Raw genomic sequence first — 16,561 nt, forward strand, 5'->3', positions numbered from 1 at the left:
CAATCAGCCGCGGCGCAGCGGCAGGGTCAGGCGCCAGCCCTGGGCGCGCAGCTCGGGAATGACCTGGGCGACGGCGTCGACGGTCTGGCTGCGGTCGCCGCCGCCGTCGTGCATGAGGATCACCGCGCCGGGGGTGAGGCGGTCGCGGATCCGCTGGGCGAGGACGTCGGCGCCGGGCGGCACCCAGTCCTCGATGTCGAAGCGCCAGCCGAGCGGCTGCATGCCGAGGTCGGCGGCGATCTGCGGGGACTGGCCCCACGAGCCGTACGGCGCCCGGAAGTAGGCGATGTTCGCCCACGGGACGGCCTGGTGGATGAGCGTGCTGGTCTCGGTGAGGTCGGCCGTGACCTGCTCGGGGGTCAGCAGGCTCAGGTTGTCGTGGTGCAGCGAGTGGTTGCAGAGGGTGTGCCCCTCGGCGGCGATCCGGCGGACCACCTCGGGGTGGGCCTTGACCTGGTCACCGACCAGGCAGAAGACCGCCTTCACGTGGTTCTTCCGCAGCACCGCGAGGAGGTGCAGGGTGTCGGGCGGGTTGGGGCCGTCGTCGAACGTGAAGCTGACGACGTTGCCGTGGCCGCGGGCGGTGTCGACCACGACGGGGGTGGGACCGCCGTGGGCGAGGGCGGCGGAGGGCGTGACGGTCAGGGCGCCGGCCACCGTGACGGCGGCGGCCAGGCAGCGCAAAAGGGAGCGGGACACGTGGAACCTCCCGGGAGGACGGACGGAAGTTTCGGAAACATGTCAGCCGAACATTCGTAACGTAGAGGGGTCGATCTATGTCGTCAACCCTCGCAGCGAGTGGATCTTCAATGGATTTACGCCATTGACGTGGGCGCCCGCGGGCACGAAGCTTTCCGCAAGTTCTCGGAACTTTCGGATCCACTGCCCGAGAGGAACGCCAAATGAGTTCAATTAGGACCGGACTGGGCGCGGCCGCTCTCGCCACGCTCACCGCTCTTACCGTGACCGTGCTGCCCACCGGGGCGGCCACCGCCACCGACACCGGACTGCGCGCGGCGGCGCGCGGGACCGGCACCAAGATCGGCACCGCCGTGGACATGACGGCACTCGCCAACGACGCGCCGTACGCGGCCGCGGTCGCCCGCGAGTTCGACACCGTCACGCCGGAGAACGTGATGAAGTGGGCCGAGGTCGAGCCCACCCAGGGCACCTACAACTGGGGGCCGGCCGACGACCTGATCCGGTTCGCCCGCAAGAACGGCCAGGCCGTCCGCGGGCACACGCTGGTCTGGCACAGCCAGAACCCGTCCTGGCTGACCGAGGCCAACTTCACCCCCGCGCAGCTGAAAGCCCTGCTGCGCAAGCACATCTTCGACGAGGTCGGGCACTTCAAGGGCAAGATCTGGGCATGGGACGTGGCCAACGAGGTCTTCAACGAGGACGGCACACCGCGCGACACGATCTGGCTGCGGGCGCTCGGCCCCGGCTACATCGCGGACGCGTTCCGCTGGGCGCACCAGGCCGACCCGAGCGCCCTGCTGTTCCTCAACGACTACAACGTCGACTGGCTCGGCCCGAAGAGCGACGCCTACTACGCGCTGATCACGTCGTTGCGGGCGCAGGGCGTGCCGGTTCAGGGCTTCGGCATGCAGGGGCATCTGGGCATCCAGTACGGCCTGCCCGGTGACGTCCTGGAGAACGTGCGCCGCTTCGACGCGCTCGGCGTCAAGACGGCGTTCACCGAGGTCGACATCCGGATGATCATGCCGGCCGACTCGACCGAGGTGCAGGCCCAGGCGGAGGGTTTCGGCCTGCTGCTGCGGGCGTGCCTGCTGGTCCGCAACTGTGTCTCGTACACGGTCTGGGGCTTCACCGACAAGTACTCCTGGGTTCCGGGCGTCTTCCCCACCGAGGGTTCGGCCACGCCGTTCGACGAGCAGCTGCAGCCGAAGCCGGCGTACGACACCCTGCGGGAGACGTTCCTGCTCGCCAAGTAGAGGTGGTCGAAGGACCGGGCGGTGGCGCAGATGCGCCACCGCCCGGTTTCTTTTCGGGTTACGCGGTACTACAGGTCAGGTTGTTGACCGTTGCCGGTGCGGTCCCGGACCCGAGGAACCCGAAGGTGGTGTAGTTGTTCGCGGCGACCGTGCCGTTCCAGCTCGCGTTCTTGACCGTCACCAGCGAACCGCTGGATGTGGCCGTCCCGCTCCAGAGCTGAGTCACCGTCTGCGACCCGGGGAATGTCCAGGTCACCGTCCACTTGCTGATCGGTGTGCTGAGCGCGTGCACCATCACCTCGCCCTGGAAGCCGCCGGTCCAGGCCCCGGTGACGTTGTACATCGCGGTACAGCCGGTGCCGGCCGGAGCGCTGGTGGGCGACGTCGTGGGCGTGGAGGTGGTCGGCGACGTCGTCGGGGAGGTCGTCGGCGTCGTCGTCGGCGTGGTGGTGGGCGGTGTCGTCGTGGTGGTACCGCCGACCCCGGTCACCTCACCGTTGCCGCCGTCGAAGACGACGTCCGAGCAGCCGTAGAACGTCTCGGTGCTGTCCGAGCGCGACCACACCGAGTAGATCAGGTGGTTGCCGCTCTTGCCGGACGGCAGGGTGGCGTTCCAGTAGTAGTGCCCGGTGTCGGTGCCCGGTCCGCCGTCGGCGGGCGGGTTGGTCGACTGGTTGAACGGCGTCGGCTCGAGATCGCTCCAGGCCAGGGGCTTGGTCGGGTCGTAGCCGTCCTTGGTGATGTAGAGCGAGAACGTGCCCGGGTGCTTGGCCCAGTCGTTGTAGTCGATCTCGATCGTCTTACCCGCCGTCAGGTGGGTCTTGGGCCAGTCGGTACGGGCCAGGTTGAAACCGGTGAAGTCGTACGGCCCACCGGTCCCGCCGCTGCACAGCTCGCCGTCCGGCAGGAAGCCGGACACCCGGCCGGCCCCATCGGACCGGAGCACGGCGAACCAGTTGTACATCGCGGTGACGCCGCTCTTGGCGATCGCGGCCGCGCAGGCCGCGTTCTTCGGCACGATCTCGCCAGTGGCGGTCTTGCCGTCCTGGTAGCAGAGCCATGTCCGGCTGCCCGGCGTCATCATCGTGCCGTGGGCTGCGGCGCTTCCCGTCAGCGCGAACGCTCCGCCGGCAACGGCCATCAGTGCGGCCGCCGCGTACGCCATAAGTCTCTTTCTTCTCATGGTTCCTCCTCTCAGCCGTTCGGGAACAGGCGGGCGAAGTCGGCGTAGCCGGTGGCGACGTCGACCTGAGCCCAGAAGCGGTGGTAGTTGAACGTCGGGGCCGCCCCGCCGTTCAGGTACGCCTGGACCTTCGGGAAGTCCGGGTCGTTCTTGTAGAAGGAGCGGATGTCCAGGAAGGACTTGCCCGGCTCGATCACGTCGCCGTTCGGCATCTTGCCGCTCCAGCCCGGCGGGATGTAGAGGCCCTGACCGGTGGAGGCGTTGTAGACGTCGTCGAAGCGGTTGTAGTCGGCCCGGGTCTCGGTGACCGAGACGCCCTTCGCGTCCTTCTTCGTCCAGATCGCGTCGAGCAGGTTCTTCGCGGCCGTCTTCGACGCGGTGTCCCCGGACTTGGCGGCGTAGTAGGTCAGCAGCTTCGCGAACGAACCGGCCACCCCGAGGTCCTGACCCTTGCTGGTCACCGTCACGTGCAGGCCGGTGTTCGCGGTCGGGCTGGACGGGTTCCAGGTGTTGGGCTTGCCGGACCAGGACATGTCCGACGGGATGGAGAAGCTGGTGGCGCTGATGGTGGAGTTGGCCAGGGCCCACGGGACCCACTTGTCCAGCACCGACTTGGCCTTGGCGTCACCGGTCGTGTAGTAGTACTCGGCCAGCCGCTCCAGGGACCAGGTCTGCATGCCGAACCACTGGTTGGACGGCGGGTCGGCGTAGACCGGGGCCTCGACGTAGGACAGGCCGTAGAACGTCGGGGTACCGGACGGCGGGGCCGAGTAGTTGCCGTTCCAGCTGTTGGTGGCACCACCGGCGATGGCACCCTCGGACGACTGCAGCCACTGGTAGAACTCGAGCTGCCGGTTCAGGCTGGTCTGCCAGTCCGCCTTGCCGGTCGCCGACTTCGGCGCGAAGGCACTGACGTTGGACATGATGTAGGCGGCCATCGGGTTCTGGTAGCCGAAGTGGCTGGTGCTGGAACCGATCCGCCACGCCCAGCCGGCGTTGGTGTCGGTCGCGCCACCCCAGGCGTAGTACCAGGACATCAGGTTGTTGGAGGCGTTCTTGCCGGTGCCCGCCGCGCAGCTGGTCGAGGTGCAACCGGGCTGCTTGAAGTACTTGTCGTAGAAGGAGTAGCGCAGGTAGTCACCCATCTTGGCGGCATTCGCCACCGCGGTGGAGATCTGCGAGGCCTTGCCCTGCTGGGTGGCCCAGGTGTACGCCCAGTACGCCGCCTGCACCGCGCGCGAGTCCGCGTCCGGCGCGTTGGTGTACTTCCACTGCTTGGCGTAGCTCGAGTCCTTGGTGAACAGGTCCAGGTAGCCGTTCGGTCCACCGGCCGTGAACGTGTCGCAGGACGGCTGCGGGACGGTCTCCCACGTCGACTCCTGCGCCCCGCGCTGGAAGGTGTTGATGTAGGCGACCCGGGTGGTCTTGTCACCGCAGTGCCCGAAGCCGTAGACGTTGTCGACGTCCAGCAGCCAGTGCATGCCGTAGATGTCGTCGGTGCCGTAGGCGCTCTTCAGCTCGGCGGCCAGCGGGTCGCTACCGACCGAGACGCTGGTGTCGAGGGCCGACGGGTACTGCGACGGCAGCGGGTACTCGGCCGCGTAGGTGGCCGGCTTCGCCGCGTTGTAGTTGGCGTTGGTGGGCTGGTCGGCGTGCGACGGGATGATGTACTTCTCCATCGTCGACCAGGCCGCGTTGAACGGCGCCCAGTCCTCGGTGGTCGAGCCGTGCTCGGCCTCCAGCCACAGCCAGTAGCTGAACGCCTCGGACGTGGTCTCGTGACCCTGGTCGGGCGCCTCGTCGATCAGTGTCTCGATCGAGTGGTAGGGCACGCCCTCGGGGCTGAAGTAGCCGTTCGCCGAGTTCTTGATGTCGTTGTAGAGCTGGGTGAACCGGGCGTCGACCGCACCCGCGGTCACCACGTTCGCGACCACGGTGGCGGCCGTGTAGCCGGTCGCGGTGGCCGAGAAGGTGGCGTTCGTACCGCTGGCGGCGGCACTGGTGGCGGCAACCGTGACGGTCTGGCCGGTGCTCCAGTTCGACGGCGTGAAGGTCAGCGACGCCGGCGTGGCCGACACCGTGGTGACCCCGGCGCTGCGGGCGACCGCGACCGTGACGTTCGCGGTCGGGGCCGACGAGAGCGCCAGCTTGTAGGTCGAGCTCGCGCCGGGTGCCACCGTGACGCTGGTGGCGTCGGCGACGATCGCCGGCGCGGTGCTGGCGTCGACGAAGACCGGCACGTCGGCCGTGTTGCTCTTGGCACCGGTGCCGTCGTACGCGATCGCCTGCAGGTGGTAGGCGGCGGTCTGGGTCGGCACGCCGGCCCAGGTGTACGCGTACGGCGCCGCGGTGTCGGTGTTGAGCAGCAGGCCGTCGTGGTAGAACTCGACCTTGCTGATCGTCTGCCCGGTCGCCGCGGTGGCGGTGGCCGCGATCGGGATCGAGGCCGGCGCGGTGTAGCGGGTGTTCGAGGCCGGCGACGAGATCGCCACGGTCGGCGCCGCGACGGCGCCGTTGCAGGCGGTCCCGTTCAGGCTGAACGCGGTGGGCACCGGGTTGGCCGAGGTGAACGTGCCGTTGAAGCCGGTACCGACGGTCGCGTTGGTGCCGATGCTGCCGTTCCAGCTGGCGTTGGTCACCGTGACGTGCGCGCCGCTCTGGGCGTACGTGCCGTTCCAGCCCTGCGCCACCTTCTGCGACGCGTCCGGGAAGTCGTACTCGAGCTTCCAGCTGCTGACCGGGTCACCGGAGTTGGTGATCTGGATGTCGCCGGTGAACCCGCCGGACCACTGGCTCTGCACCTTGTAGACGATGGTGCAGCCGGCTGCGGCATGTGCGGGGACACCCGCCGCCAGGGCCACGCCGGCACCGAGGACGGTGGTGCCGGCGATGGCGAGTCCTCGGCGCAGGCGCCTCAGACGTCTCTCTCGTGGGAGCACGGGAGTTCCTTTCGTGGGGGTTGGGGAGCGGCTCAGCTGGTCGCCGAGCAGGTGATCGGGGAGGGAACCGGGTTGGTGGTGCCGACCGAGCTCGCCAGGAAGCCGAACGTGGTGGTGCCGTTCGCGGCGATCGTGCCGTTGTAGGAGGCGTTGACGACCTTGACCGCGGTACCGGACTGGGTGCCGGTGCCGTTCCAGACCTGCGAGACGGTCTGGCCGCCGGTGAAGGTCCAGCCGACCGTCCAGCTCTTGGTGGCGCTGCTGCCGGTGTTCTGGACGCTCACCTCACCCTGGAAGCCACCGCTCCACTGACCGGTGACCTTGTAGGTGGCGGTGCAGCCGGCCGTGCCCGGCGTCGGGCTCGTGGTCGGGCCCGTCGTCGGACCAGTGGTCGGACTCGTCGTGGGACTCGTCGTCGGGCTGGTCGTAGCCGGGCTGCTCGTCGTCGGGCTGGTCGTCGGCGCCGTGGTTGCGGTCGTCGTACGGTCCGCGTACAAGATCCCGCGGCCGTTGGTGCCCAGGTAGACGCGGCCGAAGACGTTCGGGTCACCGGCGAGCGCGTCACCGGCGTTGCCGTACTGGTGCGCGTCGTCGTTGATCCGGACCCAGGAGCCGGCCGCGTCGTCGGAGCGGAAGACGCCGGTGACGCCGTCGACCGTGCCGACCAGGAAGATCGCCTTGTGGCTCTGGCCCGGGGCGGCCTTGCCGAAGGCGACGTTGATACCCGAGGTCACCGTGGCGACCTTGGTGAAGGTGGACCCGGAGTCGGTGGACTTGAACAGTCCGCTCTCGCCCGCGACCCAGACCTCACCCTCGGTGCCCGGAACGGCCTTGAGGTGCAGCCGGCCGGTGGTGGGCAACGACACCGACGACGCGGTGAACGTCGCGCCGCCGTCCTTGCTGGTGTAGAACTTCCCCGCGGCGTACGCATAGAAGGTCTTGGGGTTGACCCGGTCCGACTCGACGATCGCGCCGGCCGGCAGGCCGCTGGATGCGGTCCACGAGCTGCCACGGGTGGTCGAGTAGTAGACCCCGGTTCCCTGCGGCGACCAGACCATGTAGCCGGCGTCGGCACCGACCGCGATCGTTCCGCCGCCGGTCACCCCGGACGGTTCCTGGCCCTGGTACCAGTTTTTCCCGCCGTCGGAGCTGATCCCGATGTGGGGGGCCGCGTCGGCGTTTCCGACCCGCGCGAACACCGTGGGCGTGAGTTCGGCGAAGTCGAGACTGGTGTTGCTGCCCAGGCTCGGGGTGTCGTGGAAGTTGGGCTGCACCGCGTCCAGCGACGCGTGGTAGAAACCGCCGATGTCACCGAGCGCGCTGACCAGCGGCGCACCGGACGGCGGGGCGGCCAGGTCGAGCACGGCGGTCTCTTCGAGGCCCTTGGCCAGCGGTTTGATCGTGATGGTGGAGCCGCTGTCCCAGTTGGTCAGGTTCGACGAGCTGTAGACGGTGGCGCCGGTGCCGTAGAACAGCCGGCTGGAGTTGTACGGGTCGATGGCCAGCGTTTCGTTCATCCAGCCGAGCTTCGGCGTGGCCTCCGGCGGCTGCGGGTTGGTGTTGAAGTCCAGCCACGGGTTGGCCGAGATGTCGATCGTGTAGCGCTTGGACATGCTGGGGTAGCTCGTCCAGTCCCAGGCCCGGGTCCAGGTGGCGCCGTAGTCGGTGCTGCGGAAGAAGATCGCGTCCGGCCACCAGGAGATCTGGGTGGCGACCATCAGCGTGCCGGGTTTTTGTTGATCCACCGTGAGGCCGCTGTAGCCGTAGTAGGCGTCTGCCGCCGGCGTTGGCGTGATGTCCGTCCACGTGCCAGTACTGATCTGATATTTCCAGACTTGTCCGGCTGCTCCGTCGTACGGGCCACCGGTGTCGCTCGTGGAGATGTAGAGGTAGTCGCCCTGCACGACACCCTTGTGGGCCAGGTAGCCGGTCGGCTGGCCGGCGATCCTCGTCCAGGTGGTCCCGCCGTCGGCGGAGGTGTAGACCGGGTTGGCCTTGTCCCCGACGCCCACGAAGATCCGGTTGGCGGCACCGAAGGTGACCCAGCTCAGACCCTGGTTCTGGTTGAGGTAGTTGTTGGTGTCGGCCGCGTCCTGCACGTAGTTGCCGGCGTTCGGGAACGCGGTGACCTTGCTGAACGTGACGCCGTAGTCGGTGCTGCGGTAGAGACCGTTGCCGCCCTCGGCCGCGAAGTACACGTTCTTGTTGTTGTTCGGGTCGACGGCGAGCCGCTCGCCGACGCCACGGCCGGGCATGTTGCCGCCGTTCTTGAACGGCAGCGTGGTGATCTGCCAGGTGTTGCCCTTGTCCGACGAACGCAGGATGGCGCCGTTGTTCGGATCCCAGTCGTTGGTGTACATGCCGACCGCCGCGTAGACCCGGTTGGTGTCGACCGGGTCGGGGGCGATGGACAGCACGCCGTTGTAACCCCAGTTGTTCTGGCCGACCCAGTCGAGCAGCGGTGTCCAGCTCTGGCCGGTCTCGTTCCATCGGTAGGCGCCACCGATGTCGGTGCGGGCGTAGATCAGGTTCTTCTCGCCCGGGTTGAAGACGACGGCCGGGACGAAGCCGCCACCATCGATCCGGACGTTCTTCCAGTTGTACGGGTCGGCCGCGGCCGCCGACGCGGAGTTGGGCTGGGCCAGGGCGACCGCCACCGCCCCGGCTAACAGGGCGGCAACCGTTGCCCCGATGGCCAGTCTTCTCATCCGGCACCTTCCATAGACGTACGTGCACATGGGAGCGCTCCCAGCAGCGTCCGGTCCCCGACATATCCCTGTCAAGCCCTGGAAACGTTTAGTTGACAATCGTGGATATAGAGGCACGCCCGCCGACCCCCGCGCCCGCCCGGCCACCCGGCAGCCCCGACGCCACCCCGGCGGCCGCCCGCCATTTACTCGGAATTCGCGCACTAACCGCAGTCAATTGACTCGGCTCAATCGCTTAAAACGTTCAGCAACGCCACGAAATGGCGCGAATACTTTCCGTCAACCAGATCGCCACTTCAGCCACCGCTGCGCGTTTTCCGCGCTGTGTATCATCTGCCCTTGATTGCCGCAGCGACGCCGAGTCCCCAAGGCCCGCAGGCGGGTAACAAGCGCCGGCGACTGCCGGTGACGGAGGAGCGTTTCATGAAGGTTTGTGTTGTCGGCACGGGCTATGTCGGGCTGACCACCGGTGTCAGCCTCGCCTTCCTCGGACACCAGGTGACCTGCGTCGATCTGGATCAGCAGAAGGTCGACATGCTCACCGGGGGCCGTTGCCCCATCTACGAGCCGGGCATGGATGACCTGCTCGCCGAGGCCGCCGGCAACTTGAGCTTCACCACCAGCTACGCCGAGGCGGTCCCCGGCGCCGACGTGGTGTTCGTCGCGGTGCAGACCCCGTCGGCCGCCGACGGCAGCCCCGACCTGCGTTATCTGCGCTCGGCGGCGGAGAGCGTGGCGCGCAATCTCGATCACACCTTCACCGTCGTGGTGAACAAGTCGACCGTGCCGATCGGCAGCGGGAACTGGGTGGACGCGATTCTGCGGGAGTCGTTCGCGCAACGCGAGGACCGCCCGGTGAGCTGCGAATTCTCGGTGGCGTCGAATCCCGAGTTCCTGCGCGAGGGCAATGCCATCCACGACACCCTCTTCCCCGACCGGATCGTGATCGGGTCGGACAATCCGCGCAGCCTCGAGGTGCTCAACCAGCTCTACCGGCCGATCATCAACCAGACGTTCACCGCGCCGAGCTTCTCGCCGCGGCCGGACGACATCGGCGCGGTCCCGCTGGTCTCCACCGACCTGGCCTCGGCCGAGCTGATCAAGTACGCGGCGAACGCCTTCCTCGCCCTCAAGATCAGCTATGCGAACGAGATCGGCCAGCTGGCCGCCAAGGTCGGCGCCGACATCACCGAGGTCACCCGGGGCATGGGCCTCGACCAGCGGATCGGCTCCCGCTTCCTGCAGGCCGGCGTCGGCTGGGGTGGCTCCTGCTTCGGCAAGGACACCAAGGCCCTGATCGCCACCGCGGCGGAATACAACTACTCGATGCCGATCGTGCAGGCCGCCCGCGAGGTCAACGAACGGCAGCGGCTGATCGCCGTCGAGCGCCTCCAGGACGAGCTGCGCATCCTCAAGGGCCGCAAGATCGGCCTGCTCGGCATCGCGTTCAAGCCCAACACCGACGACCTGCGCGACTCCCCCGCCCTGGACATCGCCGGCCTGCTGCTCGCCCGGGGTGCCCGGGTGCGGCTGCACGACCCGGTGGCCGGCGAGCGCTTCCAGCGGGAGCAGCCCGACCTGGCGCCCTACCTGTGCGAGACGGTGGACCAGCTTTTCGACGACTGCGACGCGGTCGTGCTGGTCACCGAGTGGGCGCAGTACCTGGAACTCGACTGGAGCAAGTACGTCGGCCTGATGCGCACGCCGATCCTGCTCGACGGCCGGCACGTGCTGGATGCCGAGCGGATGGGCCGCCTCGGATACAAATACTTGGCAATCGCCGGGTAAGCCCGATTTCGGCAAGACACACCGGCCGTCCCACCGGATATCCCAGATATCCGCGCGGGGCGGCCGCTTTGCGACTAGGGTCGGTTGCGGGGCTTTGGGGGCGTGACCAGCGGTTCTCCCTTAACCGGTTAAGGTGATCGGGACACCGCTGCCGTATCGTTACCGAGTCGATCAAGCGGAAATCATTGCGCAACGTCCCGGTTACCTCTTGACTGTGAGCCAAGTAGCGCTTCGGACGGCGACGTCTTCGGACGTCGGAGGCGCGATTTGACATAGGGAGCGGTATGTTCGGTCAACCTACGAGCCCGCGTTTTCGGGCCGTGCTCGCCGGTACGCTGAGCGCCGGGCTGGTTTTCGGCCTGGCTGCTTGCGGCGGCGACGACTCCGACAGCGACACGTCGACCGATGCCTCGGCGTCGGCGATCGACTGTTCGCCATACACCAAGTTCGGAGACATCAAGGGCAAGACGATCTCCATCTACACCGGAATCGTCACCCCAGAGGACACTCCGCACATCAACTCGTACAAGCCCTTCGAGACCTGCACCGGTGCCACGGTCAAGTACGAGGGTGACAAGTCCTTCGAGACCCAGATCCTGGTCCGCGCCAAGGCCGGCAACCCGCCGGACCTCGCGATCGTGCCGCAGCCCGGCCTGGTCAAGCAGCTCGTGGCCACCGGCAAGGCGGTCGTGGCGCCGGACGAGGTGTCGGCCAATGTCGACAAGTTCTGGGGCAAGGACTGGAAGGCCTACACCACGGTCGACGGCAAGTTCTACGGTGCTCCGCTGGGCGCGTCGGTGAAGTCCCTGGTGTGGTATTCGCCGAGCGACTTCAAGGACGCCGGCTACACGGTGCCCACCACGCTCGACGAGCTCAAGGCGCTGAGCGACAAGATCGCGGCCACCGGTGCCAAGCCGTGGTGCGCGGGCATCGCCTCCGGCGACGCCACGGGCTGGCCGATCACCGACTGGATGGAAGACTTCATGCTCCGCCTTTACGGGCCGGAGGAGTACGACAAGTGGGTCAACCACCAGATCGCGTTCAACAGCGCCGAGCCCACGGCCGCGCTTGACGCCGTCGGTGCGTACCTGAAGAACGACAAGTACGTCAACGGCGGCCTCGGCGACGTGAAGAGCATCGCCACCACGACGTTCCAGGACGCCGGCCTGCCGATCACCGAAGGCACCTGCTTCATGCACCGCCAGGCCAGCTTCTACGCGGCCAACTTCGACAAGAAGACCAAGGTGGCCGAGGACGGCGACGTCTTCGCGTTCTACCTGCCCGGCAAGGACGCCACCACCAAGCCGGTTCTCGGCGGTGGCGAGTTCGTCGTCGCGTTCGCGGACCGTCCCGAGGTCAAGGCGTTCCAGACCTACCTGTCCTCGGACACCTGGGCCAACACCAAGGCCAAGCTGTCCAGCGGCTGGGTCTCCGCCAACAAGGGTCTCGACCCGAACAACTTGACGAACCCGATCGACAAGCTGGCGGCTACGATCTTGCTCGACCCCGCCACGCAGTTCCGGTTCGACGGTTCCGACCAGATGCCCGCAGCGGTCGGTTCGGACGCGTTCTGGAAGCAGGCGACCAACTGGATCACCGGCCAGGACACCAAGACCACGGTGGACAACATCGAAAAGGCCTGGCCGAAGTAGTCAAAAGGATCTAAAAGCTCCATCGGGGCCGGTCGGGAGGCGAAATCTCCCGGCCGGCCCTAGCCTCTCTCTCCTCTGAAAGAAAGCACGAAGGAGGTTCGGGTCGCGTGTTCAATGCCGCCTCCACCACCCCAGGCAAGCTGTTACAGATGCTCGCGGCACTCCTGCTGTTCGCCGCCATCATGGGCGTCATTCTCTTCATCGCCGGCCGGCTCGGCCGCGGTAAGCGTGGCGACAAATGGGTGGGGTATCTCTACCTCGCGCCCGCCGTGCTGCTGCTGCTCGTCGGCCTGGTCTACCCGGGCCTGCGCACCATCTACGAGTCGTTCTTCGACGCGGCCGGCAAGGGCTTCATCGGGTTCGACAACTACAAGACCATCTTCAGTGACAAGGACGAGCTCACCGTCCTGCGCAACACGGTGTTCTGGGTGGTCCTGACGCCATTCGTGGCCACCGCGATCGGCCTCCTCTACGCCATCCTGGTGGACCGGTCCCCGTTCGAGTCGATCGCCAAGGCATTGATCTTCCTGCCGATGTCGATCTCGTTCGTGGCGGCGTCGGTCATCTGGAAGTTCATGTACGAGTACCGCCCCGACCAGGGCAACGTGAAGCAGATCGGCCTGATCAACCAGGTCATCGTCTGGCTCGGCGGTAAGCCGGTCCAGCTGCTGATCGAGTCACCACTCAATACGTTCCTCCTGATCATCGTGATGATCTGGATCCAGGCCGGCTTCGCCATGACCATCCTTTCGGCGGCCATCAAGGCGATCCCGGACGACATCATCGAGGCCGCGCGGCTCGATGGCGTCAACCCGTGGACCATGTTCAAGAACATCACGCTGCCGAGCGTGCGCCCGACCGTCGTGGTCGTGCTCACCACCATCGGTATCGGCACGCTGAAGGTCTTCGACATCGTCCGCACCATGACCGGCGGCCAGTTCAAGACCAACGTCGTGGCGAACGAGTTCTACAGCCAGACGTTCCGGGCCGACAACCAGGGTCTCGGTGCCGCGCTCGCGGTGCTGCTGTTCATCCTGGTCGTCCCGATCGTGGCGTACAACATCCGCCAGGTCCGTCAATCGTCGGAGGCATGATGAGCACCGTTACTCCGCTGACGACCGGCCCGGACCTGAAGCCCAAGCCGGAGACCGCCGCCTCGATCGCCAAGAAGAAGCTCAGCTCGCCGTGGGCGTCGCTGGCCGCGATCATCATCGCGGTCCTGTGGACGCTGCCCACGTTCGGCCTGCTGGTCTCCTCGTTCCGGCCGGAGCGGGCGATCAAGCGCACCGGCTGGTGGACGTTCTTCAGTGACCCGCAGGTCACGATGGAGAACTACAAGGCGGTGTTCGGCCAGGACGGCGGCGTCAACCTCGGCGACTACTTCATCAACTCGCTGGTGATCTGCATCCCCGCGGTGCTGATCCCCCTCGCGCTGGCGTCGCTGTCCGCCTACGCCTTCGCCTGGATCAACTTCAAGGGCAAGAACTTCCTGTTCCTGGCCATCTTCGCGCTGCAGATCGTGCCGCTGCAGGTCACCCTGATCCCGATTCTCGAGATCTTCGTCAAGGTGCACCTGACCGGCACGTTCTGGACGCTGTGGCTGGCCCACTCGACGTTCGCCCTGCCGCTCGCCATCTACCTGCTGCACAACTTCATGCAGGAGATTCCGGCCACCCTCATCGAGGCGGCCCGGATCGATGGCGCCGGCCATGTATCGATCTTCTTCAGAGTGATGCTGCCGCTGCTCACCCCCGCACTGGCGGCATTCGGCATCTTCCAGTTCCTGTGGACCTGGAACGACCTGCTGGTCGCGCTGGTCTTCGCGGGCGGCGGCAACGAGGTAGCACCGATCACCCTGCAACTGGCCAACCTGAGCGGTACGCGAGGCACAGCCTGGCAACTCCTCTCGGCGGGTGCCTTCGTCTCGATCATCGTCCCGGTGACGGTGTTCCTGCTGCTGCAGCGCTTCTTCGTGCGCGGCCTGCTGGCCGGCAGCGTCAAGGGCTAGCCCTTCCCGAAAGGCCGCGCCCGCCTGCGGACGCGGCCTTTCGCGCGTCTCAGGACTGCCGGGTCCAGTCGAACGTCCGCTCGACCGCGCGCCGCCAGTTGCCGTACTCGGCGGTGCGGACGGCCGGGTCCATGGCCGGCAGCCATTGCGCGGCCCGGTGCCAGTTCTGGCGCAGGCCCTCCAGGTCGGGCCAGTAACCCACCGCCAGGCCGGCCGCGTAGGCCGCGCCGAGCGACACCGTCTCGGCCGCGAGCGGCCGGACCACCGGCACGTCGAGCACGTCGGCCAGGAACTGCATGAGCAGGTTGTCGGCGGTCATCCCGCCGTCCACCCGCAGGACGGCGAGGTCCAGGCCGGAGTCGAGGTTCATCGCATCCAGGACCTCGCGGGTCTGCCAGGCGGTCGCCTCCAGCACCGCCCGGGCCAGATGACCCTTGGTGATGTACGACGTGAGCCCCACGATGACTCCGCGCGCCTCGCTACGCCAGTACGGGGCGTACAGGCCGGAGAAGGCCGGGACGATGTAGCAGCCGCCGTTGTCGGCGACGGTGCGGGCCAGGGTCTCGATCTCCGGGGCGGTGGCGATGAGTTCGAGCTGGTCGCGAAACCACTGCACGAGCGATCCGGTGATCGCGATCGACCCTTCCAGCGCGTACGCCGGTGGTCCCCCTTCCATCTGATAGGCGACCGTGCTGAGCAGCCCGTGGGTCGATCGCACCAGCTCACCGCCGGTGTTCAACAGCAGGAAACTTCCGGTTCCGTACGTGCATTTGGCCTCGCCGGGCGCGAAACACGTCTGCCCGAAGAGCGCGGCCTGCTGATCGCCGAGCGCGGCCCCGATGCGTACACCCGGAAAGGCCGCCACCGCCGTCCCGAAGACGCCGACCGACGGCCGCACCTCGGGCAGCATGGCCCGCGGGACGCCGAAGAAGGCGAGGGCGGCCGGCGACCAGTCGAGGCTGTGCACGTCCAGCAGCATGGTCCGGCTGGCGTTGGTGACGTCGGTGACGTGCAGGCCACCGGTGAGCTTCCAGATCAGCCAGGTCTCCATCGTGCCGAACAGGATCTCGCCGCGCTCGGCCCGTTCGCGCAGCCCGGGGTGGTGATCGAGCATCCAGCGCAGGCGCGGGCCGGAGAAGTAGGTGGCCATCGGCAGCGCCGAGTCGTGCTCGACCTGTTTCGCCCCCTCCTTTCCGAGCAGATCCTGGACCAGCTGGTCGGTCCTGGTGTCCTGCCAGACGATCGCGTGGCCGACCGGGGTGCCGGTGTCGCGTTCCCAGAGCAGGGTGGTCTCCCGCTGGTTGGCGATGCCGACCGCGGCGACCTGGCTCTCGGTGATGCCGGCCCGGCGCAGGGCATCGGGGGCGAGCCGTTCGACGTTGCGCCAGATCTCGGCGGCGTCGTGCTCGACCCAGCCCGGCCGCGGAAAATACTGCTTGTGCTCCTGCTGGGCCAGGGAGACGAGCCGGCCGCGACGGTCGAAGACGATGCACCGGGTGGAGGTGGTGCCCTGGTCGATGGCGACGACGTAGCGCTCGGTCATGGTCTCTCCCGGCAGGATCAGTGGCGGCCGTCTCCCAGTTCCCGGGAGATGGCCCGGGCCGTCTCGCGGACGAGGGCGACAAGGTGCGGGTGCGGGTGGTAGCGGCGGTCGCAGATCCGCTCGACCAGGCCGCTGGTGCCGACGGCGCCGACGACCAGGCCGCCGGGGCCGCGGATCGGCGCGGCCACCGACGCGTTGCCGGGTGTCATCTCCTCGACCTCGTAGCCCCAGCCGGCGTCGCGGACCCGGACGACCTCGGCGGCCAGGCCGTGCGGGGTGCGGACGGTGCGGCGGGTGAATCGGTCCAGGTCGGCCGGCGGCGCGACCCCGGCCGACCGGTACGCGAGGAGCACCTTGCCGAGCGCCGTCGCGTGGATCGGCAGCAGCGTTCCGACGTCGAGGGTCTGGAAGGTGTCGTCGGGCCGGAACACGTGGTGCACGACGAGCACCCGTCCGTCCAGGACGGTGCCGACCCGGACCGCCTCGCCGGTGCGGGCGGCGAGCGGGTCGGCCCAGTTGATCGCGTGCGAGCGCAACTCGTTGGGATCGAGGTAGCCGGCGCCGGGCCGGACCAGGCCGGCGCCGAGCTGGTAGTGCCCGGAGACGCGGTCCTGCTCGACGAAGCCGACGTGCTGCAGGGTGCGCAGGATGCCGTGGGTGGTGCCCTTGGCCAGGTCGAGCGAGTGGGCGATCTCGCCCAGCGGCAGGTGCCGCGACCCTCCGCCCAGCAAGCGCAGGATCGCGGCCGCCCGTTCGATCGACTGCACTGTTGCGGGCACGTT

Annotated in this window: 11 protein-coding genes; 5 read left to right on the top strand and 6 right to left on the bottom strand. The window is 67.7% G+C overall.

The window, feature by feature from the left end; genetic code table 11:
* Positions 1-3: 3 nt before the first annotated feature.
* Positions 4-699 carry a polysaccharide deacetylase family protein gene (locus tag Adu01nite_RS08830; RefSeq protein WP_239132245.1) on the bottom strand — a complete coding sequence of 232 codons (696 nt, stop codon included), beginning with the start codon at positions 697-699 and terminating at the stop codon, positions 4-6.
* Between the two features lie 203 nt (positions 700-902).
* Between Adu01nite_RS08830 and Adu01nite_RS08835 the strand changes: the two genes are divergently transcribed.
* Entirely contained in the window at positions 903-1,958 is a 1,056-nt protein-coding gene (locus Adu01nite_RS08835; protein WP_203726067.1) for an endo-1,4-beta-xylanase, read from the top strand.
* A gap of 58 nt (positions 1,959-2,016) precedes the next feature.
* On the opposite strand, the gene Adu01nite_RS08840 is transcribed toward Adu01nite_RS08835, so the two are convergent.
* Genes Adu01nite_RS08840 through Adu01nite_RS08850 form a run of 3 tightly spaced genes read right to left on the bottom strand, consistent with a single transcriptional unit; the run spans position 2,017 to position 8,788 of the window.
* On the bottom strand, positions 2,017-3,141 hold the full coding sequence (locus Adu01nite_RS08840; RefSeq protein WP_203726068.1) for a lytic polysaccharide monooxygenase auxiliary activity family 9 protein: 1,125 nt from the start codon (positions 3,139-3,141) through the stop codon (positions 2,017-2,019).
* Between the two features lie 11 nt (positions 3,142-3,152).
* Entirely contained in the window at positions 3,153-6,080 is a 2,928-nt protein-coding gene (locus Adu01nite_RS08845) for a glycoside hydrolase family 48 protein (RefSeq protein ID WP_239132246.1), read from the bottom strand.
* 32 nt (positions 6,081-6,112) lie between these two features.
* The gene (locus tag Adu01nite_RS08850; protein WP_203726069.1) at positions 6,113-8,788 is read right to left on the bottom strand and encodes a cellulose binding domain-containing protein; all 2,676 of its coding nucleotides are present in this window, start codon (positions 8,786-8,788) and stop codon (positions 6,113-6,115) included.
* 423 nt (positions 8,789-9,211) lie between these two features.
* Here Adu01nite_RS08850 and Adu01nite_RS08855 point away from each other — a divergent pair, with 423 nt between their 5' ends.
* The 4 genes from Adu01nite_RS08855 to Adu01nite_RS08870 all read left to right on the top strand — a co-directional run bounded on the left by Adu01nite_RS08855 (position 9,212) and on the right by Adu01nite_RS08870 (position 14,236).
* Positions 9,212-10,576, top strand: coding sequence for a UDP-glucose dehydrogenase family protein (locus Adu01nite_RS08855; protein ID WP_203726070.1), 1,365 nt, complete (start codon positions 9,212-9,214; stop codon positions 10,574-10,576).
* Between the two features lie 284 nt (positions 10,577-10,860).
* Positions 10,861-12,228, top strand: a complete 1,368-nt coding sequence (locus tag Adu01nite_RS08860; protein ID WP_203726071.1) for an ABC transporter substrate-binding protein — start codon at positions 10,861-10,863, stop codon at positions 12,226-12,228.
* A 149-nt stretch (positions 12,229-12,377) separates the two neighbouring features.
* Positions 12,378-13,322, top strand: coding sequence for a carbohydrate ABC transporter permease (locus Adu01nite_RS08865; protein WP_203726072.1), 945 nt, complete (start codon positions 12,378-12,380; stop codon positions 13,320-13,322).
* Complete coding sequence (locus Adu01nite_RS08870; RefSeq protein WP_203726102.1) at positions 13,322-14,236, top strand: carbohydrate ABC transporter permease; 915 nt, start codon at positions 13,322-13,324, stop codon at positions 14,234-14,236. Before Adu01nite_RS08865 ends, Adu01nite_RS08870 begins: the two co-directional genes overlap by 1 nt.
* A gap of 49 nt (positions 14,237-14,285) precedes the next feature.
* Here the strand turns inward: Adu01nite_RS08870 and glpK are convergent, their stop codons facing one another.
* Both glpK and Adu01nite_RS08880 read right to left on the bottom strand, forming a co-directional pair.
* The gene (gene glpK / locus Adu01nite_RS08875; RefSeq protein ID WP_203726073.1) at positions 14,286-15,779 is read right to left on the bottom strand and encodes a glycerol kinase GlpK; all 1,494 of its coding nucleotides are present in this window, start codon (positions 15,777-15,779) and stop codon (positions 14,286-14,288) included.
* A gap of 17 nt (positions 15,780-15,796) precedes the next feature.
* Positions 15,797-16,558, bottom strand: a complete 762-nt coding sequence (locus Adu01nite_RS08880) for an IclR family transcriptional regulator (RefSeq protein ID WP_203726074.1) — start codon at positions 16,556-16,558, stop codon at positions 15,797-15,799.
* Between the last annotated feature and the right edge of the window lie 3 nt (positions 16,559-16,561).

This window comes from Paractinoplanes durhamensis, assembly GCF_016862175.1.
GTDB classification, from domain to species: domain Bacteria; phylum Actinomycetota; class Actinomycetes; order Mycobacteriales; family Micromonosporaceae; genus Actinoplanes; species Actinoplanes durhamensis.